Origin of the sequence: Paraburkholderia ferrariae NBRC 106233 (assembly GCF_000685035.1) — a bacterium.
In the GTDB taxonomy this organism is placed as follows: domain Bacteria; phylum Pseudomonadota; class Gammaproteobacteria; order Burkholderiales; family Burkholderiaceae; genus Paraburkholderia; species Paraburkholderia ferrariae.
Map to the genome: position 1 here is coordinate 38,617 of NZ_BAYB01000044.1, position 24,924 is coordinate 63,540.

Sequence of the window (24,924 nt, forward strand, 5' to 3'; positions counted from 1 at the left end):
TGACGCCTGGCGTTTGACGCGCTGCCCGCGCTCGGCGTCGGCGTGGGCAGTACGCGGGCAGCGCGCGTTTATGCTTCGAGTGCGAGCGTTGCGAACGTGGCGAGCCAGTGCTCGCCCATGTAGTCGCCCGCCACGTGGTCCAGCGCCGTGTGCAGGTGCGTGGCGGCCGCTTCGCGCAGCACGGCCGCGCGCGCATCGCCTTCGGGCAGTGCGCGCGCCAGCGTGCGCTGGCACCAGGCGCGGCTCAGGTTCAGGCCATCCAGGTGCGCGATCTTGCCGTCGGTGCGGTCCGCGACGGTGGCGGGCGTGAAGAGCGTGGCCGGCGAGCGCGCAGCGAGATCGGGCAGAAAGCGCCCGAACCATTCGACGAATTCGCCTTCGGGCAGCACGCGGCTCATCAGCACGGCTTCCATCAGCGCGGGCGAGAGGAACTCGTCACCCGAGGGCTCCCACGCCTGGCATCCCGCGTCGGCCAGATACCAGCGCCGTGCGGTCTCTTCGATCAGCGTCGCGAGCGCGGTGCGCTCCGTTTGCCGCGCGAAATCCAGTGCGAGCGTGAGCGCGAACGCGGTATTGAAATGCGTGCCCACGCGCAGCGGGTAGGTCGCCTTCGGCAGGAATTCTTCGAAGCGCTCGACAAATGCCTCGGTGACGGGTGCGAGCGTGCTGGCCCAGCGCGCGGCTTCGGGCGTCGTCATGGAATGAAGCTGGCTCGCGAGCGCGAGCAGCCAGCCCCAGCCATAGGGCCGCTCGAATCCCCGGTTGTGCGGCAGGTCGAGGTACGCGAGTTCGCCGGCCATTTTTTCGGGCGTGAAGTGCTCGTCGATCACGGCAGCAATGGCGGGCGCCTCCGGCAGATCGGGAAAATGCCCGATGAGGCGCGAAACGAGCCAGTAGCCATGCACGCACGAATGCCAGTCGTAGCTGCCGTAGAACACCGGGTGCAAGGCGCGTGGCCCTTGAACATCCTGCGGGCCGGCGAGCGAGTGCGTGAGCTTGTTCGGATATTCGCGCGTGAGGTGCGCGAGGGCGAGCGAGGCGAAGCGGGAGGCGTGGGCGGCGGTGAGCGTGTCGGTCATGGCGGAACGTGACGGCGGGAGCGAAGCCGTCAGCGTACCGCAGAATCAGCGAGGGGTGGCAGGGCTGCCCGGCCGCTGCGCCGCGCGCTCGCGTTCGAGCTTGCGCACCGCGTCGCCCACGTCCTGGCTGAACTGCGCGAGCGCCGCCAGTTCGAGATTGGGCGGCTGGAGCGCGGGCCACAGCACCTCGACAAGCCGCTGCGCCGTGGCGTCGATATCGGCTCGGCGGCGGCCGAGCGTGGCGTCCCACAGCACGTGTTCCATCGGCCCGAATACGAGCGAGCGCAAGAGCCGCAGCGGCATGTCGGTGCGGATCTGGCCGCACTCCTGGCCGCGCGCGAGCACGCGCATGAGCGGCGCCGTGTAGCGGCGCTGCATGTCGATGAGGGCTTCGCTCAGGTCGTGGTGGCGCGTGCGGCCTTCGGAAAGCACCAGCTCGCAGATGCCGGTGCCGCTTTCGAGCATGAGCCGCAGGTGCGTGCGCACGATGAATGCAAACTGCTGGCGCACCGAGCCGTCGAGCGGCATGCCGGCTTCCATGGCCTCGATCGATTCGTCATACCAGTCGCCGATCACGCGCGCGCACAGTTCCCGCTTGCCCCGGAAATAGCTGAACACCGTTGCCTCGGAAACGCCCAGGCGCTGGGCGATTTCCGCCGTGGTCGCGCGCTCGTAGCCCTTTTCGGAGAACACGTCGCGGCCCGCCTGAAGGATTTCCTTCACGCGCTGCTGCGACTTGCGCCCCGCGGGCTGCCGCCGGGAGGCGGGCAGGGCGGTTCGGGTAGCGACGGCTGCCGGCATTCTGAGTCAGGTTCAGTTAAAGGTGAGGCTTAAGCCCGATTATCGGCGAAAAGAACCTAAGTGGCCAAGGAATTCATGCATTTCTTCAAATTTGAGTCTTACTCAATAATACCTATTGACGTATACGTAAATGTGGCGTGAAATGAGCGTCGATGAGGCGAAGCGCTTCGCCTGCGCCCGTATGAGATGGAGGAGACTTTCATGAGCAACGTACCCGGACTGCAGTTCCCGCTTGGCGAAGAAGTCGAAATGCTGCGCGACAGCCTTGCCGCTTTCGCCGCGAAGGAGATCGCGCCGCGCGCGGGCGAAATCGACCGCACCGACCAGTTCCCGATGGACCTGTGGCGCAAGTTCGGCGATCTGGGCGTGCTCGGCATGACGGTTTCGGAGGAGTACGGCGGCGCGAACATGGGCTACACGGCGCACATGGTCGCGATGGAAGAGATCTCGCGGGCCTCGGCTTCGGTCGGCCTGTCCTATGGCGCGCACTCGAATCTGTGCGTGAACCAGATCCACCGCAACGGCACCGAGGCGCAAAAGCGCAAGTACCTGCCCGGGCTCGTTTCCGGCGAACACGTGGGCGCGCTCGCCATGAGCGAGCCGAACGCGGGTTCCGACGTGGTCAGCATGAAGCTGCGCGCCGAAAAAAAGGGCGACCGCTACGTGCTGAACGGCACGAAAATGTGGATCACCAACGGCCCGGACTGCGACACGCTCGTGGTCTATGCGAAGACCGATCCCGAAGCGGGCTCGCGCGGCATCACGGCGTTCATCGTCGAGAAGGGCTGGAAGGGCTTCTCCGTGGCGCAGAAGCTCGACAAGCTCGGCATGCGCGGCTCGCATACGGGCGAACTGGTGTTCCAGGACGTCGAAGTGCCTGAAGAGAACATCCTGGGCCAGCTCAACGGCGGCGTGAAGGTGCTCATGAGCGGCCTCGATTACGAGCGCGCGGTGCTCGCAGGCGGCCCCACCGGCATCATGGCCGCCGTGATGGATGCGGTCGTGCCCTACGTGCACGACCGCAAGCAGTTCGGCCAGGCGATCGGCGAATTCCAGCTCATCCAGGGCAAGATGGCGGACCTCTACACCACCTTCCAGGCCTGCCGCGCGTATCTTTACGCCGTGGGCCGCCAGCTCGACACGCTCGGCGCCGGGCACGTGCGCCAGGTGCGCAAGGACTGCGCGGGCGTGATTCTCTACACCGCGGAAAAAGCCACGTGGATGGCGGGCGAGGCGATCCAGATTCTCGGCGGCAACGGCTATATCAACGAGTACCCGGTGGGGCGCCTGTGGCGCGACGCCAAGCTCTACGAGATCGGCGCGGGCACGAGCGAAATCCGCCGCATGCTGATCGGCCGCGAGCTGTTCGCGGAAACGATGTAATCACGCCGCCCGTCACGGTCACGAAAGGAAGTACGCGATGCCGATCATCGAATCGAAGCTCAATCCGCGCTCGGACGACTTCAAGGCCAACGCTGCCGCGCTGGAAGCGCTGGTGGCGGACCTGCGCGAGAAGATCCAGAAGCTCTCGCTGGGCGGCGGCGAGGCCGCGCGCGACAAGCATGTTTCGCGCGGCAAGCTGCTGCCGCGCGACCGCATCGCGCAACTGCTCGACCCGGGTACGCCGTTCCTCGAGTTCTCGCAGCTCGCGGCTTACGGCATGTACAACGACGACGCACCGGGCGCCGGCGTCATCACGGGCATCGGCCGCATTGCGGGCCAGGAGTGCGTGATCGTCTGCAACGACGCCACGGTGAAGGGCGGTACGTACTATCCCGTGACGGTGAAGAAGCACGTGCGCGCGCAGGAAATTGCGCAGGAGAACCAACTGCCGTGCGTATACCTCGTCGATTCGGGCGGCGCGAACCTGCCCAACCAGGACGAGGTGTTCCCGGACCGCGATCACTTCGGCCGCATTTTCTACAACCAGGCGAATCTCTCCGCCGAGGGCATTCCGCAGATCGCCGTGGTGATGGGTTCGTGCACGGCGGGCGGTGCGTATGTGCCCGCCATGAGCGACGAGTCGATCATCGTGAAGAACCAGGGCACGATTTTCCTCGGCGGGCCGCCGCTCGTGAAAGCCGCAACGGGCGAGGAAGTGAGCGCCGAAGACCTGGGCGGTGGCGACGTGCACACGCGCCTTTCGGGCGTGGCCGATCATCTCGCGCAGAACGATCCGCATGCGCTCGCGATTGCGCGCAGCATCGTGGGCAACCTGAACCGCACGAAAACGCCGCCTGTTGCGCTGCGCGAGCCGCTGCCGCCGCGCTACGACGCGAAGAGCCTTTACGGCGTGATTCCCGCGGATACGCGCAAGCCCTTCGACGTGCGCGAAGTGATCGCGCGCATCGTCGACGATTCGGCGTTCGACGAATTCAAGGCGCGCTACGGCACCACGCTCGTCACGGGCTTCGCGCACATCTGGGGCCACCCGGTGGGGATCGTCGCGAACAACGGCATCCTGTTCTCGGAGTCGGCGCTCAAGGGCGCGCACTTCATCGAACTGTGCTGCCAGCGCAAGATTCCGCTCGTGTTCCTGCAGAACATCACGGGCTTCATGGTGGGCCGCAAGTACGAAAATGAAGGCATCGCGCGCAACGGCGCGAAGATGGTGACGGCCGTGGCTACGGCGAAGGTGCCGAAGTTCACGGTGATCATCGGCGGCTCGTTCGGGGCAGGCAACTACGGCATGTGCGGCCGTGCGTACTCGCCGCGCTTCCTGTGGATGTGGCCGAACGCGCGCATTTCGGTGATGGGCGGCGAGCAGGCCGCTTCGGTGCTCGCGACGGTGCGCCGCGACGGTATCGAGGCCCGGGGCGGCACGTGGAGCGCGGAAGAAGAGGACGCGTTCAAGCAGCCGATTCGCGACCAGTACGAACGCCAGGGCCATCCGTACTATGCCAGCGCGCGCCTGTGGGACGACGGCGTGATCGATCCGGCGCAAACGCGCGACGTGCTCGGCCTGGGCCTTTCCGCGGCGATGAACGCGCCGATCGGGGACACGCGCTTCGGCGTGTTCCGCATGTAAGCGCGCAGCCTGTGTGGAGGAGAACATGACGACGCAATACGAAACCCTGCTCGTGGACGTGACGGGCCACGTGGCCACCGTCACGCTCAACCGGCCCGACGTGCGCAACGCATTCAACGAAACGATGATCGCCGACGTGACGGCCGCGTTCACCGCACTCGGCGCACGCGACGACGTGCGCGCGATCGTGCTGGCCGGCAGCGGCAAGGCATTCTGCGCGGGCGCGGACCTGAACTGGATGCGCAAGATGGCGGGCTATTCCGACGAGGAGAACCGCGCCGACGCCATGCGTCTCGCGGCCATGCTGTCGGCCGTCTACCGCTGCCCGAAACCGGTGATCGCGCGCGTGCACGGCGACGCCTACGCGGGCGGCATGGGCCTCGTGTGCACGGCCGATATCGTGGTGGCCGCGCAGACGGCGAACTTCTGCCTCTCCGAAGCGCGCCTCGGTCTCATGCCCGCGACGATCGCGCCGTACGTGATCCGCGCGCTCGGCGAGCAGGCGTCGCGCCGCTACTTCGTGACGGCAGAGGTCTTCGATTGCGCGAGCGCGCAGCGCCTCGGCCTCGTGAGCGAAGCCGTGAGCGCCGAGGAACTGGACGCCAGCGTGGCGCGCATCGCACAAACGCTCGCGGCCAACAGCCCGAATGCCGTGCGCGAGTGCAAGCAGCTCGTGCAGGACGTAGCGGGCCAGACAATCGACCACGCTCTGATCGAGGACACGGCCCTGCGCATTGCGCGCATTCGCGCAAGCGCCGAGGGGCGCGACGGCGTTTCGTCGTTCCTCGAAAAGCGCACGCCGGGCTGGCGCAGCCAGGCGGCTGCCAGCTAACCTGCGATCGAACCCGAACGACAGCGAGACCCTCATGTTCAACAAGATCCTGATCGCCAACCGGGGCGAGATTGCGTGCCGCGTCGCGGCCACCTGCCGCCGGCTCGGCGTGAAGAGCGTGGCCGTCTATTCGGACGCCGACGCCAATGCGAAGCACGTGGCCGCGTGCGACGAAGCCGTACATATCGGCGAGGCGGCCGCCGCGCAGAGCTATCTGCGTATCGAGCGCATTATCGCGGCGGCGCGCGCGACAGGCGCCGAAGCGATTCATCCGGGCTACGGATTTCTTTCGGAGAACGAAGATTTTGCGCAGGCCTGCGAAGCGGCCGGCATTGTCTTCATCGGGCCGCCGGTGGGCGCGATTGCCGCCATGGGCTCGAAGGCTGCGGCCAAGGCGCTGATGCACGCGGCAGCGGTGCCGCTCGTGCCGGGCTACCACGGCGACGACCAGGACCCGGCGCTCCTGCAGCGCGAGGCCGACGCGATGGGCTACCCGGTGCTGCTCAAGGCGAGCGCGGGCGGCGGCGGCAAGGGCATGCGCGTGGTCGAGCGCAGCGAGGACTTCGCGGCCGCGCTGGCTTCGTGCAAGCGCGAGGCGGCGAGCAGCTTCGGCAACGACCGCGTGCTGATCGAAAAGTATCTGACGCGTCCGCGCCACGTCGAAGTGCAGGTGTTTGCCGACAAGCTGGGTGGCGCGGTCTATCTGTTCGACCGCGACTGTTCCGTACAGCGCCGTCACCAGAAGGTGCTGGAAGAAGCACCGGCGCCGGGTCTGTCCGACGAGGTGCGCCGCGCGATGGGCGAATCCGCCGTGGCGGCGGCGCGCGCGGTGCAGTACGTGGGCGCGGGCACGGTCGAATTCATCATGACGGGCGCCGACTTTTACTTCATGGAGATGAATACGCGCCTGCAGGTCGAGCATCCGGTCACGGAGATGGTCACGGGCCTCGATCTCGTCGAATGGCAGTTGCGTGTGGCGGCCGGCGAGCCGCTGCCGCTCGAACAGTCGCAACTCGCCGTACAGGGGCATGCGCTCGAAGCGCGGATCTACGCCGAAAATCCGTCGCGCGGCTTCCTGCCTTCCACGGGCACGCTCAAGCATTTGCGCATGCCGGAAGGCGTGGAATTCACCATCGGCTCAGCGGCGCAGCGTGCGCCGGTGCGCATCGACAGCGGCGTGCGCGAAGGCGACACCATCACGCCGTTCTACGACCCGATGATCGCCAAGCTGATCGTGCACGGCGCCACCCGCGAAGACGCGCTCGCCCGCATGCAGCGCGCGCTCGAAGCGTGCGAGGTGGTGGGGCCGCACACGAACGTCGAATTCCTGCACCGCCTCGTGACCTGCGAGCCGTTTGCGAGCGCCGATCTCGACACGGGCTTGATCGAGCGTCATCACGACGCGCTGTTCGCGCCGCAGCCCAAGCCGGTTCGCGAGGCGCTGGCGCTGGCCTGCGGGGCGCTCTATGCGCGCGAGGCAAGCGATGCGCGCGGGGCGTCGCCCTGGTCTGCGCTTGCGCACTGGCGCCTGAACGGCGGCTACACGCAGTCGCTCGGCTGGCGCGATGTGGACACCGATACTGCGTTTTCGGCAACGTTCTCGCAGGACGGGGACGCGCAGACACTCGCCTGCGCGGGCCGCGTGGAGCGCTATTCCTGGTGGCACGGTGCCGGAGCAAACGAATACGGCGCGACGATTGGCGACACGCGTGTCACGGGCCGCGTATTCATCGACGGCGATGTATTCCATGTGTTTTGCCTCGGCACCGCCGTGGCGCTCGAATGGCAGAACCTGCTGGCCCATGCGGCGGATACGGAACACGGCGAAGGGCGCCTGACCGCGCCGATGCCCGGCAAGGTGATCGCCGTGCTGGTGGAGCCGGGTGCGGTGGTGGAGAAGGGCGCGCCGCTCATCGTCATGGAAGCGATGAAGATGGAGCACACGATCGGCGCACCGACTGCTGGTAAGGTGACCGCAGTGCTTTACGGCGTGGGCGACCAGGTGGCGGACGGCGCACAACTGCTGGTGCTGGAAGCGGGCTGAGGAATAGCCCGGCGAATTCGTGAGAGGCGTACCCTGTGGGGCGTTTCGCGCAAGCGGAACGCCCTTTTTTACGCGCTGGCCGTACCGGCGTAAATGCTACTGTGCCCGGGCGACGCCGCAGGCGTGATCGAGCAGCCCCTCGGCCGTACCCGTGCCGCCTTCCGTATCGCGCGCGCTGTTGACGACGAGCCAGCCATCGCGCTGCGCATCGGGACCGGCACCCGTGACGAGGATCGTCTGCGCATCCATGGTCTGCTGCGGCGCGAGGCTGTGGTAGACCACGCGGAACGGGTTGTCCTTGTCGCTCAGGCTCGTCACGCGCATCACGCGGTAGCGTTTGCCGTCGAGCGTTGCCGGGCGCCACTGGCCTGGCGTGTCGCTACGATGCGGCGCGAGGGCTTCGGTGATATCGGTGCGCATGCAGTCCACGTGGATATGCAGTTGATTCTGCGAGCGCTGCGTGGAAGAGTTGATCTCCAGCCCAAGCTGGTTGGCGGCAAGACGCGTGCCGAGCTTCGCATCGACGTAGCGTCCTGCGTCCCACGCGCCCACCCAGTATTCGGGTGCGCCGCCATAGAGGATTTCCGGACTCTCGATGCCGGACACGCGGTCGGTGGGGATCAGCAGATATTGCGCACGGCCCGCAATATCCTTGAGCACTGCGTAGCGTTTCTGGAAATCGACCGTCGTGCAGGGCGCGGGCGTGCCCTGATCGCGCTGGTTGGGCACGCACTGGCCGCCTACCACTTTCCATAGGCCGTTCGAATCGAGCGTGGAGAGATGCACGCAGCCTGCGGCGTCGAGGAGCACAGCGGCGCAAAGCGCGAGGAGGAGCGTGCGGAGCAGGGCGATGGGGCGCATGGGTGTGCCGCGAAGTGGAGGGGGGCGCCGCCGCGGTCGCGCCGACCTACCGGCGCGGCGCTGCGGACATGCAGCGGGGAGTGTAGCGGAAAGCGCGCGGCGCTCGCGTGAAAGGCACGCAGCAGCGACCGCGCTGCACAGATCAGATCACCGGTGCGGGCAGCGTCCCGAGTATCTGCTCGAATGCGAGCCCGATGGCGAGCAGCCGCCGGTCGCTGCCGAGCGGGCCGTCCAGTTCCAGCCCCACCGGCAGCCGCCCGTATGCGAGCCCGGCGGGCAGCGCGAGACCGGGAATGCCGGCGTTGCTGCCGGGGTCGGTATTGCGCAGGTAGGCGCCCATTTCGTCGATGAGCGCCGCGCCGTCGATCGAAACGCGCGAGGAGCCGTTGAGTTCGTCGATAGGAACGGCGGCAAGGCGCGTGGTCGGGAACATCAGCGCATCGAGCCCGCACGCGGAGAACGTCTGCGCGTAAAGCTGCTGCAGGCGCGGGCGCCAGACGGCGAGCACCGTGGGATAGTCGGCGCCCATCTGGTCGGCGAGGATGGCGTCGTAGGCCGCGCGCACGTCGGGGCTCGCAATGCGCGCCGCCACTTCGGCGACGGTCCGCACAGGCGCCTGGTTCGCCGCGAGCCACGCCTGCAGATCGTCGATCGGCTCGTGCAGCGCGATTGCGAGGCTCACGCGGTCGTTGATCGTCAGCAGTTCGGTCATTTCCACGGGCACGAGCGTCACGCCTGCCGCTTCGAGCTTCGCCCTGGCTTCGTGCATCACGTCTTCGAGGGCCGCTTCGAGCCCTTCCCAGAGCGGCGCCGGCAGCCCGATGCGCAGGTTCGCAACGGCCGCCTGCGCGAGCGGCCCGTGCCCCGTGATGACGCCGTCGAGCAGCGCGACGTCGGCTACGGTGCGCGCCATCGGCCCCACGGTGTCGCGCGTGTGGCTGATCGGCACCACGGCCTGCGGGTCGTGATAGCGCCGGTGCGTGCCGCCGTCGCCCACCGAGGGGCGCAGGCCCACGATGCCGCACAGCGCGGCCGGAATGCGCGTGGAGCCGCCGGTATCGGTGCCGAGCCCCGCAGGCACGATGCGCGCGGCAATCGCGGCGGCGGTGCCGCCCGACGAGCCGCCGGGGATCCGTTCCGGATCGTAAGGATTGCGTACGGGTCCGGCGTTCGGGTTCAGGTTGGTGCTGGTGATGCCAAAGGCCAGTTCGTGCATGTTGGCCTTGCCGAGCACCACGGCGCCCGCATCGACGAGCCGCTGCACCGATGGCGCGTGCCGCGCCGGCACGAAGCCTTCGAGCGCGGGCGTGGCCGCCGCCGTCTGCAGGCCGCGCGTGTTGATGTTGTCCTTCACCACGACGGGCAGCCCCGCGAGCGGCAGGCGCGCGCGCTCGTTCGGGCCGAGCGAATCGATGCGCCGCGCCGCGGCAAGCGCGCCTTCCACGTCGAGCACCGTGAGCGCGTTCAGGTTCGAAAGCGCATGGGCGCGCGCGATCAGGGTCGCCACGTAGTCCGCGGCTTTCAGCCGGCCGGCGTGGATCGCCTCGACGGCTTGTGTCGAGGTGAGTGCGACCTGCTTGTCGACAGTCCAGGTCATGCTGCCGTTCTCCTCATGCCGGTTTCCTCAAGCGCGTTTGTTGCTGCGTTTCATGAAGCGCAGCGCGAAGCGCGCCAGCGCGGGCACGAACGTGGGGCGCAGGAGGCGCGCGTCGTAGCCGCTCATCCGTTGGTCGTTTTCCTTCAGGCACAGTTCCAGCATCTCGCGCGGTTCGAGCGCGGCGCCGATCGTTTCGCGGTTCGCCGGCAGGAAGTTCGAGTCGTGCGCCACGCCGTTCGCGTCGATGCCGCGCGCGATCGCGAGCCGCTCCCACACCAGCATGAACCAGATCCCGGCCACGCGCACCGAGTGCCAGGGCCGGCGCCACCACGGCATGGTCTTGCGATACCACGCCACCCAGTTCACGAAGAAGAGGATATGGCGCGCTTCTTCCTGGATCACGGGTTCGAAGGTTTCGACGAGTGCGGCCGGGAAGTAGCCCGAGCGTTGCGCGGAGCGGAACAGGCCGAACGCGAAGAAGCTGTCGATGCATTCGCTGTAGCCGGTGAACATCCAGGCCCATTCGGGTTTCGGCGGGGGCGGGTAGGCGGGCTCGGGCGCGAGTTCGATGCCGTAGGCCGCCACGAGATGCGAGAGCACGACCTTGTGGCGCGCTTCTTCGCCCGCGTCCATTTCGAGCGCGGCGCGCAGCAGCGGGTCACGTACGGTTTCGGCGTAGGTCTGCACGCGGATCGAGGCGCGGCCCTCGGTCTGCACGGCGATGTTCCAGATGGGCAGCGAGGTGAGGCGCTTCAGCGCGTCGGGCTCGAGCTTCGGCCAGTCGAGCACTGCGGGGCGATACGGATCGTGCGTTTCGAGCAGCATCTTGCAGAACATCTGGCGATGTTCGTCCGATCCGATCCTGACAGGCCCTGGCGTGTCGTAGGTCCAGTGGCGCAGCGCGGCGTCCTGGTCGGCGGCGAAGGATGCGCCTTCGTCCGGATGCGTCAGGGTGTCGGACATGGAGCGTGATCGTTTTCGGTGATGTGGCTCCTATTCTGTCACAACCGTAAGGAAACTTGCTGGGTCACGCGCAGCGCCGTTGCTCGTCGATCCACATGCGGGCCCAGCGGAAGGCATAGGCCAGTGCGAGCTCTTCGTCGAAGAAGTAGTCGAGCGCGTCGAACGAATGGACGTGGCCGGGCTTCTGGCCGATCGTCAGATTCGCTGCGTAGAGGCCGTTGGGCTGCTGTTGAGCCGCCGTGGCGACGTCGTAGCCCTTGTAGCGGATGGATGCGTTCATGGCGTCGGAATCTCTGCGGGTCTTGCGGTGGCGCGCCATGAGAAGGCGGCGCGGGCAGGACCAAGGTTAGGGGCAGGCGCGCGCGAGCGGAACCAATCTTTCGTCGCAAGCAAATCACCGGTGGCCAGGAACCGTCAGCAGAGCGAGCGCGATGGTGTGAGGGGCGTGTCCGGAGTCAATGTGGACTCCGGGCCGGAAAGCGTCTGTGGGATGGCGCACGAGCGGGTTCGCGCGGCGCGTGAGGTGTGTGCGCTGGCGGACGTTGGTTGGCGAGGGGGGCGTCTCGCGGCGGCAGGAGCGGATTGCCGCCGCGATCGATAACTGTAACGGCGCGGCAGGTGCCGCGCCGTGTGCAAGACCGCCGGGCCGCAAGGGCCTGCGTCAAGCCGCGTTGAAAGCGGCCTGAACCACGCTCAGATCACGTTCAAACCGCGAGGCTGAGCCGCTTTTCGCTGCGCACCTCGTTCGCGGCGCTGGCCACCGGCGCGCTCGTGGCGAAGTGCTGCGAATTGAAGGCCAGCGCGAATTGCGCCGCTTGCTGGCCCACCGTCGCAAGCTGATCGACCACCTTGGAATCCGAGCAATGCTGCGCGCTTTCGAAGCGCGTTTCGAGCGTGTTGATGCCCGCGCCGAACGGCGTCGGCCAGCCGCGCAGCGCGTGCACGATCGAGCGCAGCGAAGTGAGCACGGAGCCGGCGGCCTGCCAGCCGTAGGCCGTTACGATGCAGCCCACGGCGCGGCCGTCGAGGTAGGGGCGCGAATCGGCGCGCAGCTCTTCGAGCGTGTCGAGCGCGTTCTTCACGAGGCCCGAGACGCCGCCGTGATAGCCCGGCGTCGCGATGATGACGGCGTCCGCCGCGCGCACGGCTTCGATCAGTTCGTTCTGCTCGTCGGTGAGCGTGCCGCCTTCGGGCGCATAGTGCGGCAGGCTGTGCAGGAAGGTGCCGCCGAACAGGCGGGTGCGGGCGCCGGCTTGCTCCGCGCCGCGCAGGGCGAAGCCGAGCGCGCGTTCGGTCGAGGAAGCGGCGCGCGTCGTGCCGCCGATGCCGACGACGAGCGGGCGGCGTTGCGTATCGGAAATGCTCAAGGGGGGCTCCTTCGATAGCGGGGCTCGGTGCCAGGTGAGCCTTGCACCGGAAAAATCAGGGCTGATTCGCCATCTTAGCCAGCGCGCCAGGCGGCACGAACCGACTTTTTGTTCTAACGATATATGCGGTCCGATATGCGTCTTGCAATGCCGAGTTACCGGGCAACGAGGGGCAGCGCACCATATGGATATACGAAACCATTGGTTGGGCGCGAGGAGGGGGGCTGGCTATGATGAAGCCGTCTCCTCCATGACATCTCCTTGACATGGGATTCGGCCCCGCACCTCACGGTGACGGGGCCGCTTTTTTTCCGGAAGACGGTGCTGGCGCGCCGGCGCCGCGGCTCAGTGTGCGGCCGGCACGCGGTAGTTCACTTGCAGGATATTGCCGTCCGGGCCGATCTGCGGCGGGATCTCGGGAATACGGTTGGGGGGCGATGCCTTGCTCCCGGGCGTGGCCGGCGCGATGACGGGCGCAGGTGCGCGCAGGGCGGGTTCGGCGACGCGGCGCGTGGGCGGCCGGTCGGTGGAAGCCAGCTTGTGTTTCGCGCCGTGGTGCCCGGGCGTCCTCTTGCCGCTCGCACCTGGGCGCAGCGCCGGTGCGCGGGCTTCCGGCGGATTCCAGATCTCGATGTAGTGTTCCCCGGCGAGCGCGGTGGACGCGAGGACGCACAGCAACGTCCCCGCCAAGATGAATCGCACGTCGACTTCTCCGTTCTGATATCCCTTCCGGCCTGAGGCTGCGGGCGGCGAGCCCGATGGCGCGTGCCTTGCGGCGCTCCCGGCACGGCCCGGTGAAAGGCCGGCAGGCTGCACGCACTGTACATTCATACAGCAGCGATTGCAAACGATTGGGGCGCGCCGGCGTGTCGCTGTTGCGCGAACGCCTGGACGGGCTTGCCCCGGCGCGCGCAGTGTCTTGCCAGACAGAGACGGAGGATGTGGAGGCCCCGCGGCGAGCGCGCAGAGCACGGGCCGGGAACGGGCCGCGAACGGTCCTGGAATGCGACGGCGGATCAGGCGTTCTGGCCCTCCAGCGCTTTCGCGTGCAGACCGAGCCAGCGCCCATAGCTGCGCGGAGAGAACGCGAGCGTGAGCGCGATCATCGCGGTAATGGAGATGGCGAGCAGGACCCAGGCGGCGGTGAAGCTGCCGGTCAGGTCGCGCACGCGGCCGGCCACGAGCGGGGCGAGTGCGGCGATCACGAAGCCCACGCCCTGCACGAACGCCACGAGCCGCGCCGCCACGCGGTGATCGGCGCAATGGTCGAGCGCGGTGACGAGCGTGACCGAAAACGTGCCGCCGAGGCCCGCGCCCGCGGCGGCCACCCACAGGAGCGGGGCCGCCTCGGGCCGCACCGCGAGGCCAACCACGCCGATCCACTGTGCGCAGAGGCCGGCCACCAGCCACGGCCGCCGGTCGGTGAACGCCGCCGCCGCGAGCGGCAGCAGCAGGGCGCTCACGGCCTGGAAGACGGTCATGGCGGCCAGCAGGGAGCCGCTGGCCGCCACGCTCGCGCCGTGCTGCTGGTAGTACGCGGGCAGCCAGGCCACAAGGCTCGTATAGCCGCCGTTGACGAGCCCGAAGTGCAGGCCGAGCGACCACGCGCGGCGCTTGCGCCAGAGGGGAACGTGAAGCGCGGCAGGCGCGCCCGCACGCGTTGCGCCGGAGCCCGCATGCGCGCCTGCGCGGCGATTGAGCGCCGCCCACACCGCGAGCGCCACGAGCGCGGGAAGCGCCCACACGGCCAGCCCCGCATGCCACGACGCGCCAAGGTGCGCGACCCAGGGGCTGATGCTGGCGCCAAGGCCTCCGCCGCCCATGATCGACGCCGAAAAGAGCCCCATCGCCAGCGGCACGTGCTGCGCGAAGCGCTGCTTCATGACGGCGGGCAGCAGCGCCTGAATGGCGGCGACGCCCGCGCCGGCCACGGCGGCGGTCAGCATGAGGGTCGCCCCGCTCGAGGCGACGGCGCGCGCACCGCAGGCCGCGGCGATGGCCACGAGCCCGAGCGCCACGCCGCGCGTTTCGCCGATGCGGCTGGCGAGCCAGCCGGTGCCGAACGCGCCCAGCCCCATCGCAACGACGGGCAGGCTGGTGAGCAGCGCCGCGCCCGAAAAGCTGAGTCCCGTTGCCGCGCGGATGGTGGTCATGAGCGGGCTCAGCGAGGTGAGCAGCGGTCGCAGATTGAGGCCGATCGCGACGATGGTCGCGTACCAGGCGAAGGTGGCCGCCTTGCTGGCGGCGGCTGTCGGGGTGGAGCGGGGCGTCACTCGGTCAACCTTTGTGTGGCAAAATGGTTAACCATGATATCAAATCCCGGTTGACCATAGGGTCAACCATTTTGCTATGCCCGGCATACGGCCGATGTACGTCGAAGCGCAGCGGCACGTGTTTCGTCGCGGTGCGTGCGTCGCTACAATGCCAGCCTGATCCTGCTATTGCGCACGCTTTTATGGCCCATCCTTCCCGTCCTGCCGACTCCCGGGATTCCCAGGATTTCCCGCTCATGCCGCAAGCGGGCGAGCCCGCCGATATCGAGGCACTCGTGTACGCGTCGATCTCGTCCGCGCTGTTGCAGGGCAAGCTCGCACCGGGGCAGCAACTGGTGGAGCGCGAACTCGCCGCCGCATTCGGGTGCACGCGCGGCGCATTGCGCAAGGTGCTCGTGCGCCTGGGCCACGAGGGCAAGCTCGTGCTTGCGCCCAATCGCGGCGCATTCGTGCCGTCGCCTTCGGAGGAGGACGTGCGTGCGGTCTATCGCGCGCGCCAGGTGGTGGAGGCGGGGGTGATGGTGAGCCTCGGCGGTGCGCTGGATGCCGCGGGGCGTCGCCGTCTCGCCGCGCACGTGCGCAGCGAGCGCAAGGCGTTCAAGGAAGGACGGGTGGACGACGCGGTGCGGCTCGCCGGGCAGTTTCATCTGCTGCTGACGGGGCTCGCGGGCGGGGAGGCGCTCGTGGCGGCGCTGGCGCCGCTCGTGGCGAAGACCGAGCTCTACAAGGCGTTGTTCGATCCGTCGAAAGGCTCGCTTTGCGCGCCCGACGAGCACGAGCAGATCATCGCGGCGCTGGGCGAAGGCGATCCCGCTGCGGCGCTCGACGCCATGCGCCGGCACCTGGCCGAGCTGGAAGAACGGGTGGTTCGGCAGGTGCGCATGCGGGCAGGCCGCGACCTGAAGGCCGTGTTCGCTGAGGTTTAGGCGGCCGGCGGTCCGGCGCTCACGCGTTCCGGCGCGCGGCTACACCTGCTCGCAGCGCTTGCGCAACTCCTTCGAGGCGGCAAGCGGAATGCGCGCGTCATCCCAGGTCGCGAGCCACTCCACTTCCTTCGAAGCGAACACCTGGCCGTGATTGCGCAGCGCGTACTGCAGCGAATCGATGATGTGATTGCGGATGATTTCGGGCGTATGCCGGTCGTCGAGAACGGCGCGGAAGGCTTCGAGCGTGGCCATCGCGTGGGCTCCAGCAGGTATTGCGATTACGCCGTTATCGCACGACAAAATTGCCCTTGCTACTTCACCAAAAATCGCCGGCGAAAAACGGCGGGCCGCTTAGCCGAAGCGTTCCGCGCGCCATGGATGCGGATCGGTGAACGTGGGCGTGCCGGTCATCATCTCGGCGAGCAGCCGGCCCGTGACGGGGCCGAGCGTGAGGCCGTGATGGTTGTGGCCGAAGCTGAACCACAGGCCCGGATGACGCGGCGCCGGGCCGATCACGGGGCGCATGTCCGGCGTACAGGGCCGCATGCCGAGCCAGGGCGCGGGATCGACGCGCTCGCCCAGTCCGAAGATCGGCCTGGCCACGGCTTCCACGCGCGCGAGTTGCACGCCCGTGGGCGGCGTGCCGCGCCGTGCGATCTCCACGCCCGTCGTGAGCCGCACGCCCTGCTCCATGGGGGCGATGGCATAGCCGAGTTCGCTGTCCACGACCGGTGCCGTGAGCGTGCCCCGTTCGGGCCGGTAGTGCATGTGATAGCCGCGCTTCGCGCGCAGGGGGATGCGATAGCCGAGCGGCTCGAACACCGTGTCCGACCACGGCCCGAGCGCCACCACCGCCTCGCGCGCCGAGAGAGGGCCGTGCGCGGTGTCCACGGTCCAGGCGTCGCGCTCGCGGTGCAGGGTCGTGGCGTTGCCTGCGACGAGCGTGCCGCCTTCGCGCGCGAAGAGCTGCGCGTAGCGTGCGACCAGCGCCCCCGGATTGGCGACGGTCTTTGGATCGAGCCAGTGCAGCGCCCCGGCAAAGCCTGGCCCGAGACTCGGCTCGCGCTCGCGCAGCGCGGCTGCGTCGAGCACCGTCACGCTCAGGCCGTGCTCGCGCGCCGAGCGCTGCGCCCGCGCCGCTTCGCGCTCGAAACGCGGTCCGCTGTGATACGCCTGCAGCCAGCCGCTCGCGCGCACGAGCGCGGCTGCGCCGGCTCGCGCAACGAGCGCGTCGTGTTCGGCGACACTGCGTTCGATGAGCGGCAGCATGTCGCGCGCGGCCGCGGCGTGCCGCAGCGGCGACGACTCCCACCAGAAGCGCGCCAGCCACGTGGCGTACGAAGGCAGCGCGCGATAGTCCCAGTAGAGGTCGGTCGAGCGGTTGCGCGCGTAGCGCAGCAGCGTGCCGACGTCGCGCGGAAAACCGTAGGGCACGACCGACGAGCGCTCGATGAGCCCCGCGTTGCCGTAGCTCGTTTCCTCGCCGGGGCCGCGCCGGTCCACGAGCGCGACGCGGCGTCCGCGATCCTGCAGATGCAGCGCCGCACTCACGCCGACAATGCCGGCTCCCAGAACGATGACGTCGAAATCCATAGGCTCGCGCTCTCGCGCAGTTCGAGGTGGGCACACCGTTGCGCAGGCAACGGCATCGGGCCGCCGCGCATACCGTGTCGGCAGAAGCCGACGGCCGGGCGCGCGGCGGGCGCCTCAAACTGTAACTACCACGCGCGCGCTTCGCAAGCGCACGAGCCTCGTGCGTCGCTTTCGATGCCCGGCTTTCAGGTGCGTTTCGCGCGTTCGCGCATGAAGAGATCGAGCTCGTCGCGCAACGCTTTCGCAACGGCGGGACGTTCGTGCAGCCGCTGCCCATAGGCCGCTATGGCCGGCCACGCGGCGAGATCGATCTGCACGTGCGGCGCCCAGTTCAGTATCACGAAGAGATAGGCGTCGGCCACGCTGAAAGCGTCGAGCAGATAAGTGCGGCCTTCCAGATGCCGTTCGAGCACCTCGAAGCGCAAGGCGACGTTGCTGCGCGCGTAGTCCTTCACGGCCGCGCTGGTCTCCGGCGTGAGCAGCGGAAGGAACACCGCCTTGTGCAACTCCGTGCCGATGAAGCCAAGCCACTGCTGCATCTGCGCGCGCTCGCGCGTGCCCGCGGGCGGCGCGAGCCGTGCCTCGGGGTAGCGGTCGGCCACGTAGGGCAGCACGGCCGTGTTTTCGGTGAGTTGCCAGCCGTCGTCCTCGCGCAGCACGGGCACCTGGCCGAGCGCATTGACCGAATAGAAGCTGCCGCCCTCGGCCATCTGCTTCGACTGGGTGTCGACCTGCACGTAGCGTGCGTTCGCGCCGGCCTCGTAGAGCGCGATGCGCGTGGCGAGCGAGCAGGCGAGCGGGGCAAAGTAGAGTTCCATCGTGATCTTCCTCCATGTGAGTTTTGTACTATATTGAACAAAACATCGCTCGACCAATATTTCTATGCAATCTGGTACAAAAAAGGATAGCCGTCCGCGCGGGCGGCCGCGCGCCTACGATCCCGCCACCGCGCTCGCCCAGGTGCGCGACACTTTCTGGCGCAGCGGCTATGCGGGCACCTCGCTCGACGACCTGAGCGCCGCCACGGGCATGAACCGCCCGAGCCTCTACGGCGCGTTCGGCGACAAGCACGCGCTGTATCTGCAGACGGTCGAGCACTACGTGGAAGCGGGCCGCGCCGCCATGGAGGCGATGCTGGACAACGCGCTGCCGCTGCCGGACGCCCTGATGCGCGTCTTCGACGAGGCGCTCCGGTGGTATCAGCCCGCGGGCGAAGCGGCGCGCGGGTGTTTGCTGATCGGGACTGCGGCGGTGGAAGCCGTCAACGACGAGGCCGTGCGCGAGCGCCTGGGGGCGGGGCTGCGCAGCTTCGACAAGGCATTCGAGCGGCGCCTGCGTTACGGTGTGGAGCACGGGGAACTGCCGCCCGAAGCGGACCCGGCGATGCTGTCGCGCGTGGCTTCGGCGCTGCTGCATAGTACCGCGCTGCGCGCGCGCGCCGGCGACTCGCGCGCCGTGCTGCGCGCAACCGCGGCCGCCGGCATCGCGCTGATCTGCGGCGCCCAGGGGTCCGGCGCGGCGGCGCCCACGGCCACGCCCACGCCCGCGAAGGCCCGTACGCCCGCGCGCCGCGCATGACGTGACGCCCACGGAACCGGTGGGCTGCACGATCCATCCATTGCTAAACTAGCGGGGTTGCGCAACGTTTCGCTTGCGCTGTCCACGAGGGGAACGCAATGGTGCGGTATCGGCACTACAAGGGCGGCATGTACGAACTGGTGTGCGAGGCGACCCTCGAATCCGATCCTTCGGTCACGATGATCGTGTACCGTGCCGCGAACGGCACGATCTGGACGCGGCCCGCCTCGGTGTTCTTCGAACTCGTCGAGCACGAGGGCGCACTCGTGCCGCGTTTCGCGCCCGTCAACTGATGCCCGAACCCCGCTTCATTTTTCCTGCCCTACTGAGGTCGAACCGACTATGCGTCTTCTGATTGCGCTCCTCCTGCCATGGCTGCTGTTTTTCACGATCGGCCGGCCCGTCGCGGGCATCATCTGCCTGATCCTGCAGATCACGCTGCTCGGCTGGATTCCCGCCGCGATCTGGGCCGTGTATGCGCTCAGCCAGTATCAGACCGACCGCAAGATCGACCAGGCGCTCGGCAAGCGCTTCTGAAGCGTCGCCTCGCCGCGCCCCACGCGGCGCGTTGAGGCAGTTGCGCCACCTGAAACGCATCAGGCCCGCCCCTCTTGCGAGGGGCGGGCCTGATTCATTCAATGCGCTTCGGTGCGCCCGGCTCCGAGCCGGTACTGACGCGCGTTAGCGCTTACTGACCCGATTGCGACGTGCCGCTGGTCGAGGGGCCGTAGCCCGTCGCGGCCTTTTCGGCTGCGACCTTGGCTTCGGCGGCCTGAATGTTGTCGGGGTAGTGCATCCAGTCGCTCGGATCGTAGCCGGCGGCGCGCAGTTGCGCGAGGTCAGCCTTGACTTCGGCGCGGGTAACGGGTTGCTGCGATTGGGCAAACGACGCGACCGGGACGGCGAGAACGGCGGCCACCAGGGCTGCCTTGAGAAGCGACTTCATGACGTAACCTCCAATATCTTGTTTAGGGGGCGTGACCCGTAAGGTCTTGCCCATGTCGCCAATGTAAGCGTTTTCCAGATTAGGGTAAATACCTAAAAAGCGAATTCACTATTCTCCTGGCGACAACAGTCACACCCCGATTATTCATACAAAAAGATGGGGAACGATCAGAAGGAAGGGCGCCGAGGAGGAAATGGCGGCTCCAGGGCGCCGCGGATTATTACGAAACAAGCAATGGGAATTCGCCGACATCGGCATATATCCGGCCAGAGCGCTTGCCTAGAATCGAGTCACCGCTTGCGAGCCGTCGCGCAGTAGGGTCGCAGGCAACTCGAACAATCCGGAGGTCACACATGAAATCGCTCGCCTATGCCGCCGCTCTGGCGGTTGCCCTCGCCGCGCCTGTCGCTGCATTTGCCCAGTCCGCGGACCAGGGTCTCACGCGCGATCAGGTGCGCGCACAACTGGTCGAATTCCAGCAGACGAGCCGCAACCAGGCCGCCGGCGGCGAAGCCGTAAGCGTCCCGGCCGTGCAAAGCGATGGCTCGTTCGGCGGTGTCAGCAGCACCTCGTCGATGGCCGGCGCGGGTTACGTGTCGGAAGCCGCGCGCCGGGGTCCGTACACCGTGTACTTCGGCGGGTCCTGAGCCCATAGCCAGGACGCATGGCGTAGTCGAAGCCCGCGGCGCATGCTGCGGGCTTTTCGTTTTTTGCGCTCGAAAAGTGCTTGAAGCGTGCCTGAATCGCAGTCGAAAGATTTGTCAGGAGACCGATGCATCCGGCACGTCGAGCACGAGATCGGTCTGCGCGATGGCGACGCAGGTGAGCACGTAGCCCTCCGCCTTTTCTTCGCGGCTGAGTCCCGGCCATTCGATCGTAAAGCGTACCTCTCCGCTTACCACGCGGCACAGGCAGGTGCGGCAGGTGCCGTTGCGGCACATGCGCGGCAGGCGTATGCCTGCAAATCCCGCTGCTTCGAGCAGTGTCAGTTCCGGCGGCGCCTCGAACGTGACACCTAGCGGTTCCACGCGCACGTGCGGCACAGCCGTTTCGTTCCGATCCGTCGTCACGAAAGCGATACCCCCAGCAAGCGCCCCGCGCCCGCGGTGAAGGCCGCGGCGGCGAGTCCGATCGCGATCTGTCTGAATGCCGAAAACGCCGCGCTGCGGCCGTTGAAGAGCGACGTGAAGACGCCCACCGCCGCCAGTCCGAGCGCGCTCAACAGTATCGACTGCACGATTGCCGGTGTGCCCTGCGCCCAAAGAAACGCGGCTGCGGGGAAGACCGCGCCAAGCGAGAAAAGACAGAACGACACTGCCGCTGCCGACCACGGGTTGCCGCCCAGCTCCTTCGGGTCGATGCCGAGTTCCTCGCGCGCGAGCGTGTCGAGCGCCTGATCGGGGTCGCTCATGATCTGCGCGGCAACGCGGCGCGCTTCGTCGGCGTCGAGCCCCTTCGCCTGGTAGATCAGCGCGAGCTCGTGACGCTCGGCGTCGGGGGTGTGCTCCAGTTCGTCGGCTTCCCTGGCGAGCTGGGTGCGCGCCAACTCGCGCGCATTGGTCACCGAGAGCCATTCGCCGAGCGCCATCGAGCAGGCGCCGGCCACGAGCCCCGCGAGACCGGTGAGCAGGATGGTGCGGTTGCTGCTGCCCGCGCCCGCCACGCCCATGATGAGGCAGAAGTTCGAGACGAGCCCGTCGTTGGCGCCGAGCACGGCGGCGCGCAAGTCGTTGCCCGACGTTGCGCCCTTGTGCCACGACTCCGCAGCGGCGATCTGCTCGCCTTTGGACTTGCCGCGTACCGCCTTGCTCGCGACGATCGCCTGGATGGTGGCCGCGTGCTGCTGTTCCTGCGCGGAGAGCTTTTCGGCGCCGGGCTCGTGGGCGTAGCGATCGCGGTCCGCGTATTCGGTCGCGGCCACGGTGGGCAGCACGATCGAGGCGCCGAAGAGGCGCGTGAGCGTCTGGAGGAGGCGGGTTTTCGCGCTGCGCCGGTGCGGCGGCGGATGCACGCCGTTTGCCGCGAGCTTTTCCAGCCAGACGCGGGCGTGTTCGCGCTCGGAGGCGGCGAGTTCCGCGAAGATTCTGCTGCGCTCGCTGTCCTGCTCGGCGTGGGCGAGCGTGTCGTAGACGGCGGCGCTGTCGAGTTCGTCGGCGAGGTGGCGGCGGTAGCGTTTGAGTTCCTGGGCGGAGGCCATGGGGCGTGGGTGGGGAGGCGGTTCGGGAAGCTTAACCTGGTGGGGGTTGGGGGTTTCTTGTTTTCGCGGTGGTGTGCGTGGGTTGTGGGTGAGTGACGCCGCGCGTCAACTGGTGCGCACGGCACATGACGCGACGCGGCTGTATGACCTGTTGGGATTCGGGCGGCGAAGACGGCGCCCGCCTTGAACGCTATGCCTGTGAGCGCGGCGAATCACTGGAGCGCGTCGGCGCTGACATGCTCGCCGCCGAACTGAACCGCCGACACGTCGCCCCCGTCGAACTGCCCGCCACGTCGCAACCGACCAACGCCGAACATCGCGCTGCGCTCGACCGCGCAAAGGTTGAAATACTGACCGGCATGACCGGGCGCGAGTGGCGCGAAGGCGAACACCTTAGCAAGCCATGAGCGACGCCGACCTTCGCTTTCGCCGCGCTCGCTGACCTCATAACGGGCAGCTATTTCATTGCCGATGTCGTCAATCTGCGGCTGGTGTGCTGGTCGCCTGTGTAACGCTAATGTGCTGTTTCAGTGCAGGCTGGTACGTTGCCAGCAAAAGCAAGAGGGTTCCGCCAAGCTTGCGCGCAAATTCGTCGTCAAGCTTACCGACTTCATCAATCGGCCACGGCATGACGAGCGCACGCGATTTCATGTTTGCCATGAAATTACGGTCAACCGTATAGGTCTCAAGCTGGTTGCCGTCTTCGTCATACTCGATTACAACGCATCGCGGGTTCCGTTTCATTTCAATCCTCAATTCCTGCGCCTCTAAGGCAATTTGCATATCGCTGCATGGCTCTTGCGTGACATACGCCCCAAGAAGACTTATCCATGGCCGCGTACGCGCTACATTCATCAAGGATTCGTCGAACTCGCCTCGCATGAGGGCGCCAAACGGCGCGAGCTATGCCGGCGCTTCGGGATCAGCCCCAAGACCGCCTACAAGTGGCAGGGCCGACACGTCGCCCCCGTCGAACTGCCCCAACGTCGCAACCGACCAGCGCCGAACATCGCGCTGCGCTCGACCGCGCAAAGGTTGAAATGCTGACCGGCATGACCGGGCGCGAGTGGCGCGAAGGCGGGAAGCGTGAGTGAATCCGTCAATCTTCCCAGCGCTGGCCAGTCGGCATTGCGCGTTGTCCCCTAACGGTACTCGTCAACCTCCACCGTACCGCCCATCGCTTCCATCATCGCCCGAATGTCGTCAGGTACATCGGGTACGCGGTCGCCCGACTCGTTCATCCAGTAACACCAAAGCGCCAGCTTGGCTCCCTGCGCATCGAGCAACTCGTGCAAATCGGCGCGCGGCAAACCAAGGCGAGCTATCAAGTAGTTCAAGTGAGGGCCAAGACGGCTACTTTGCACCGCTGCCTTGCTCTCGACGGCCCAAAGACCGAGTTTACCGGGCTGTGGGCTCAGCTTTCCAGATGGAAGCTTAAAGGGCTGTCCCTTGATAATTTCCCGATTTGGCTGGACGTTAAAGTAGGCCGACCAAAACGGCGGAGAGACGGATTCACCGGATATGATGAACGTCGCATGCGCCATCGCGTGAGGGGGGGCAACAGGTTTCTCGTCAGGGTGCATAGTTGTGAATATTGTCATCTAGCGTTTGACCGTTGAACTCAACGCTACCGTCATCGTGAAAAATCACGTTGTCGGCGGGGCCTGGACCGTTTGCCGGCTTGAAGACGTGGAGCATGTCGCTAAACGTGTTCTGGTCGTATCCAGGCATCTTGGCTGCGTAGCGTGGATTGTTTGTGCTCGCGGCAAGTTCTTCGGTTTCTTTGCCTGGTGCGTCAGGCTTATATTCGAACGACTGGGCATTCCTGAGGTGCCGCGGCGCGCGCGGACCGTTGTCATGGAGCACCTTTGCCACGTCCGCGCCGGTCGGCTCCTGTGCGCCCGCAGGAGCCTGTCGGGCACCTTTTTCCCGCTGTTTCCGTATTGCCTCCACACACTTGCGCATGGGGTCCCGCTCGGGCACAAAGAGCAGGTTGCCGTCCTTTACCTCGTTGTACAGGGCTTTCGCAACCTGGCGGTTGTCCATCGCTTTCATGTGAAAGCGGTTACCACTTCGGCCCAGCATGCCGCGCAGTTCGTGCGATGGATGGGACAGCAGCGTGGATTCAGCGTGTTTGAGCCACGCTGCACGCGCTTCCTGCATGCCCCGCACGATGTCATCGTGCGCTTCGCGCGGTACGCGCGGCGGCCATGCAAGATGAAACCACCGGTCCACGTCAAACATCCAGGGGGACTCGATGTGAAGGTACTGCGACTTGCGAATGCCTGACCAGAAGAAGTGTCCGTGTTGTCCTTCACGGACGCTATGACCAGACTTGGGGGAAAGTGACAACATCGCGCCTCGCCGTCAATTGACCAGACCCGATTGTGCAGCATGACGCCATCTCGAAAAACCCCGCCGAAGCGGGGCTTGATAGGTCGGTTGCCCGTAGATGGTTAGCCCAATGCGGCGCACATGCTGGCGTGCCCGTTCAGCGGTCCGTGAAATACGGCTGTGGCTCGCCAAGCTCCTGAAGCTGGCGATACACATACTCACCAGGCAGCATCGCCACGAAAGGGATATAGCTAACAGACGGTGCGTAAATCCGACTTTGATGCTGCATAAGATTCGCGCATTTCGAACTAACTCGAAACATCCAGACGCAGGTTCATGGTGTTTCTCGGGTTCCAGGGCATGAACGGCTCCTGGCGAATCACTCGCCCGAAGTGTTACCCATGTCTGCGGTCCATACACGGCGGCAAAGAAAGCCGCTCAAACCGCTGTGTGACGCAGTGGACCACTCGCCGTTATGGGTAGTGGCTCCGGGGCATCTGCCACC

Annotated in this window: 28 protein-coding genes and 1 pseudogene; 11 read left to right on the forward strand and 18 right to left on the reverse strand. The window is 67.0% G+C overall.

The features are described 5' to 3' along the window. Nucleotides 1–68 precede the first annotated feature (68 nt). Together BFE01S_RS32800 and BFE01S_RS32805 are read right to left on the reverse strand one after the other, a co-directional pair. Nucleotides 69–1,079 (reverse strand): DUF2891 domain-containing protein, encoded by a 1,011-nt coding sequence (locus BFE01S_RS32800; RefSeq protein WP_028229136.1) that lies wholly within the window; start codon nt 1,077–1,079, stop codon nt 69–71. Between the two features lie 45 nt (nt 1,080–1,124). Continuing rightward, nucleotides 1,125–1,880, reverse strand: a complete 756-nt coding sequence (locus BFE01S_RS32805) for a TetR/AcrR family transcriptional regulator (RefSeq protein WP_042339421.1) — start codon at nt 1,878–1,880, stop codon at nt 1,125–1,127. Nucleotides 1,881–2,081: 201 nt separating this feature from the next. Here BFE01S_RS32805 and BFE01S_RS32810 point away from each other — a divergent pair, with 201 nt between their 5' ends. From BFE01S_RS32810 to BFE01S_RS32825, 4 genes are read left to right on the forward strand one after another with little or no spacing between them, the layout of a single operon-like run. Beyond that, nucleotides 2,082–3,263: an isovaleryl-CoA dehydrogenase gene (locus BFE01S_RS32810; RefSeq protein WP_028229138.1), complete on the forward strand. Its 1,182-nt coding sequence runs from the start codon at nt 2,082–2,084 to the stop codon at nt 3,261–3,263. Between the two features lie 37 nt (nt 3,264–3,300). Further along, complete coding sequence (locus tag BFE01S_RS32815; protein ID WP_028229139.1) at nt 3,301–4,908, forward strand: carboxyl transferase domain-containing protein; 1,608 nt, start codon at nt 3,301–3,303, stop codon at nt 4,906–4,908. Between the two features lie 25 nt (nt 4,909–4,933). Then, nucleotides 4,934–5,740, forward strand: a complete 807-nt coding sequence (locus BFE01S_RS32820; protein ID WP_028229140.1) for an enoyl-CoA hydratase/isomerase family protein — start codon at nt 4,934–4,936, stop codon at nt 5,738–5,740. Between the two features lie 34 nt (nt 5,741–5,774). Next, nucleotides 5,775–7,784, forward strand: coding sequence for an acetyl/propionyl/methylcrotonyl-CoA carboxylase subunit alpha (locus BFE01S_RS32825; RefSeq protein ID WP_028229141.1), 2,010 nt, complete (start codon nt 5,775–5,777; stop codon nt 7,782–7,784). 96 nt (nt 7,785–7,880) lie between these two features. Here the strand turns inward: BFE01S_RS32825 and BFE01S_RS32830 are convergent, their stop codons facing one another. The 7 genes from BFE01S_RS32830 to BFE01S_RS41145 all read right to left on the reverse strand — a co-directional run bounded on the left by BFE01S_RS32830 (nt 7,881) and on the right by BFE01S_RS41145 (nt 14,845). Continuing rightward, nucleotides 7,881–8,645, reverse strand: coding sequence for a CDP-diacylglycerol diphosphatase (locus BFE01S_RS32830; protein WP_028229142.1), 765 nt, complete (start codon nt 8,643–8,645; stop codon nt 7,881–7,883). Nucleotides 8,646–8,787: 142 nt separating this feature from the next. Next, the gene (gene iaaH, locus BFE01S_RS32835; protein WP_028229143.1) at nt 8,788–10,242 is read right to left on the reverse strand and encodes an indoleacetamide hydrolase; all 1,455 of its coding nucleotides are present in this window, start codon (nt 10,240–10,242) and stop codon (nt 8,788–8,790) included. A gap of 27 nt (nt 10,243–10,269) precedes the next feature. Beyond that, complete coding sequence (locus BFE01S_RS32840; RefSeq protein WP_028229144.1) at nt 10,270–11,205, reverse strand: hypothetical protein; 936 nt, start codon at nt 11,203–11,205, stop codon at nt 10,270–10,272. Between the two features lie 64 nt (nt 11,206–11,269). Next, nucleotides 11,270–11,485, reverse strand: a complete 216-nt coding sequence (locus BFE01S_RS32845; protein ID WP_028229145.1) for a transcriptional regulator — start codon at nt 11,483–11,485, stop codon at nt 11,270–11,272. 424 nt (nt 11,486–11,909) lie between these two features. Continuing rightward, nucleotides 11,910–12,572, reverse strand: a complete 663-nt coding sequence (locus BFE01S_RS32850; RefSeq protein ID WP_028229146.1) for an NADPH-dependent FMN reductase — start codon at nt 12,570–12,572, stop codon at nt 11,910–11,912. A gap of 345 nt (nt 12,573–12,917) precedes the next feature. Continuing rightward, nucleotides 12,918–13,274 carry a hypothetical protein gene (locus tag BFE01S_RS32855; RefSeq protein WP_063834457.1) on the reverse strand — a complete coding sequence of 119 codons (357 nt, stop codon included), beginning with the start codon at nt 13,272–13,274 and terminating at the stop codon, nt 12,918–12,920. Between the two features lie 314 nt (nt 13,275–13,588). After that, nucleotides 13,589–14,845, reverse strand: coding sequence for a cyanate transporter (locus BFE01S_RS41145; protein ID WP_042339427.1), 1,257 nt, complete (start codon nt 14,843–14,845; stop codon nt 13,589–13,591). Between the two features lie 236 nt (nt 14,846–15,081). On the opposite strand from BFE01S_RS41145, the gene BFE01S_RS32865 reads away from it, so the two are divergent. Then, nucleotides 15,082–15,771: a GntR family transcriptional regulator gene (locus BFE01S_RS32865; protein WP_028229148.1), complete on the forward strand. Its 690-nt coding sequence runs from the start codon at nt 15,082–15,084 to the stop codon at nt 15,769–15,771. A 39-nt stretch (nt 15,772–15,810) separates the two neighbouring features. Here BFE01S_RS32865 and BFE01S_RS32870 read toward each other — a convergent pair whose 3' ends face one another. From BFE01S_RS32870 to BFE01S_RS32880, 3 genes are all read right to left on the reverse strand, one after another. Next, on the reverse strand, nt 15,811–16,023 hold the full coding sequence (locus tag BFE01S_RS32870) for a hypothetical protein (RefSeq protein WP_028229149.1): 213 nt from the start codon (nt 16,021–16,023) through the stop codon (nt 15,811–15,813). Between the two features lie 99 nt (nt 16,024–16,122). Continuing rightward, a complete protein-coding gene (locus BFE01S_RS32875; protein ID WP_028229150.1) occupies nt 16,123–17,364 on the reverse strand; it encodes an NAD(P)/FAD-dependent oxidoreductase in 1,242 nt (413 codons plus the stop codon). 185 nt (nt 17,365–17,549) lie between these two features. Next, nucleotides 17,550–18,182 (reverse strand): glutathione binding-like protein, encoded by a 633-nt coding sequence (locus BFE01S_RS32880; RefSeq protein ID WP_028229151.1) that lies wholly within the window; start codon nt 18,180–18,182, stop codon nt 17,550–17,552. Between the two features lie 64 nt (nt 18,183–18,246). Here BFE01S_RS32880 and BFE01S_RS32885 point away from each other — a divergent pair, with 64 nt between their 5' ends. The 3 genes from BFE01S_RS32885 (at nt 18,247) to BFE01S_RS32895 (ending at nt 19,479) form a co-directional block, all read left to right on the forward strand. Further along, nucleotides 18,247–18,942 carry a TetR/AcrR family transcriptional regulator gene (locus tag BFE01S_RS32885; protein WP_028229152.1) on the forward strand — a complete coding sequence of 232 codons (696 nt, stop codon included), beginning with the start codon at nt 18,247–18,249 and terminating at the stop codon, nt 18,940–18,942. A gap of 98 nt (nt 18,943–19,040) precedes the next feature. Next, the gene (locus tag BFE01S_RS32890; protein ID WP_042339429.1) at nt 19,041–19,235 is read left to right on the forward strand and encodes a DUF1653 domain-containing protein; all 195 of its coding nucleotides are present in this window, start codon (nt 19,041–19,043) and stop codon (nt 19,233–19,235) included. A gap of 49 nt (nt 19,236–19,284) precedes the next feature. After that, nucleotides 19,285–19,479: a YqaE/Pmp3 family membrane protein gene (locus tag BFE01S_RS32895; RefSeq protein ID WP_028229154.1), complete on the forward strand. Its 195-nt coding sequence runs from the start codon at nt 19,285–19,287 to the stop codon at nt 19,477–19,479. Between the two features lie 151 nt (nt 19,480–19,630). On the opposite strand, the gene BFE01S_RS41150 is transcribed toward BFE01S_RS32895, so the two are convergent. Then, a complete protein-coding gene (locus BFE01S_RS41150) occupies nt 19,631–19,888 on the reverse strand; it encodes a DUF4148 domain-containing protein (protein WP_042339432.1) in 258 nt (85 codons plus the stop codon). A 353-nt stretch (nt 19,889–20,241) separates the two neighbouring features. Here BFE01S_RS41150 and BFE01S_RS32905 point away from each other — a divergent pair, with 353 nt between their 5' ends. After that, the gene (locus tag BFE01S_RS32905) at nt 20,242–20,535 is read left to right on the forward strand and encodes a DUF4148 domain-containing protein (protein WP_028229155.1); all 294 of its coding nucleotides are present in this window, start codon (nt 20,242–20,244) and stop codon (nt 20,533–20,535) included. A gap of 114 nt (nt 20,536–20,649) precedes the next feature. On the opposite strand, the gene BFE01S_RS32910 is transcribed toward BFE01S_RS32905, so the two are convergent. Further along, a complete protein-coding gene (locus BFE01S_RS32910; RefSeq protein WP_042339434.1) occupies nt 20,650–20,958 on the reverse strand; it encodes a 2Fe-2S iron-sulfur cluster-binding protein in 309 nt (102 codons plus the stop codon). Beyond that, nucleotides 20,955–22,085 (reverse strand): VIT1/CCC1 transporter family protein, encoded by a 1,131-nt coding sequence (locus BFE01S_RS32915; protein WP_028229157.1) that lies wholly within the window; start codon nt 22,083–22,085, stop codon nt 20,955–20,957. The genes BFE01S_RS32910 and BFE01S_RS32915 overlap by 4 nt, the downstream gene beginning before the upstream one ends. A gap of 125 nt (nt 22,086–22,210) precedes the next feature. On the opposite strand from BFE01S_RS32915, the gene BFE01S_RS32920 reads away from it, so the two are divergent. Next, on the forward strand, nt 22,211–22,492 hold the full coding sequence (locus BFE01S_RS32920; RefSeq protein ID WP_156967242.1) for a hypothetical protein: 282 nt from the start codon (nt 22,211–22,213) through the stop codon (nt 22,490–22,492). Between the two features lie 70 nt (nt 22,493–22,562). Here the strand turns inward: BFE01S_RS32920 and BFE01S_RS32925 are convergent, their stop codons facing one another. Next, nucleotides 22,563–22,967, reverse strand: a complete 405-nt coding sequence (locus BFE01S_RS32925; protein WP_052421054.1) for a hypothetical protein — start codon at nt 22,965–22,967, stop codon at nt 22,563–22,565. Here BFE01S_RS32925 and BFE01S_RS46680 point away from each other — a divergent pair. After that, nucleotides 22,893–23,045 (forward strand): annotated as a pseudogene (locus BFE01S_RS46680) (helix-turn-helix domain-containing protein); the annotation flags it as partial. The gene BFE01S_RS32925 and the pseudogene BFE01S_RS46680 overlap by 75 nt on opposite strands. Nucleotides 23,046–23,227: 182 nt before the next feature. Here BFE01S_RS46680 and BFE01S_RS32930 read toward each other — a convergent pair. Next, nucleotides 23,228–23,686 carry a DUF4279 domain-containing protein gene (locus tag BFE01S_RS32930; protein ID WP_245621254.1) on the reverse strand — a complete coding sequence of 153 codons (459 nt, stop codon included), beginning with the start codon at nt 23,684–23,686 and terminating at the stop codon, nt 23,228–23,230. After that, nucleotides 23,658–24,329: a hypothetical protein gene (locus BFE01S_RS41160; RefSeq protein ID WP_052421055.1), complete on the reverse strand. Its 672-nt coding sequence runs from the start codon at nt 24,327–24,329 to the stop codon at nt 23,658–23,660. Before BFE01S_RS41160 ends, BFE01S_RS32930 begins: the two co-directional genes overlap by 29 nt. Nucleotides 24,330–24,924 lie beyond the last annotated feature (595 nt).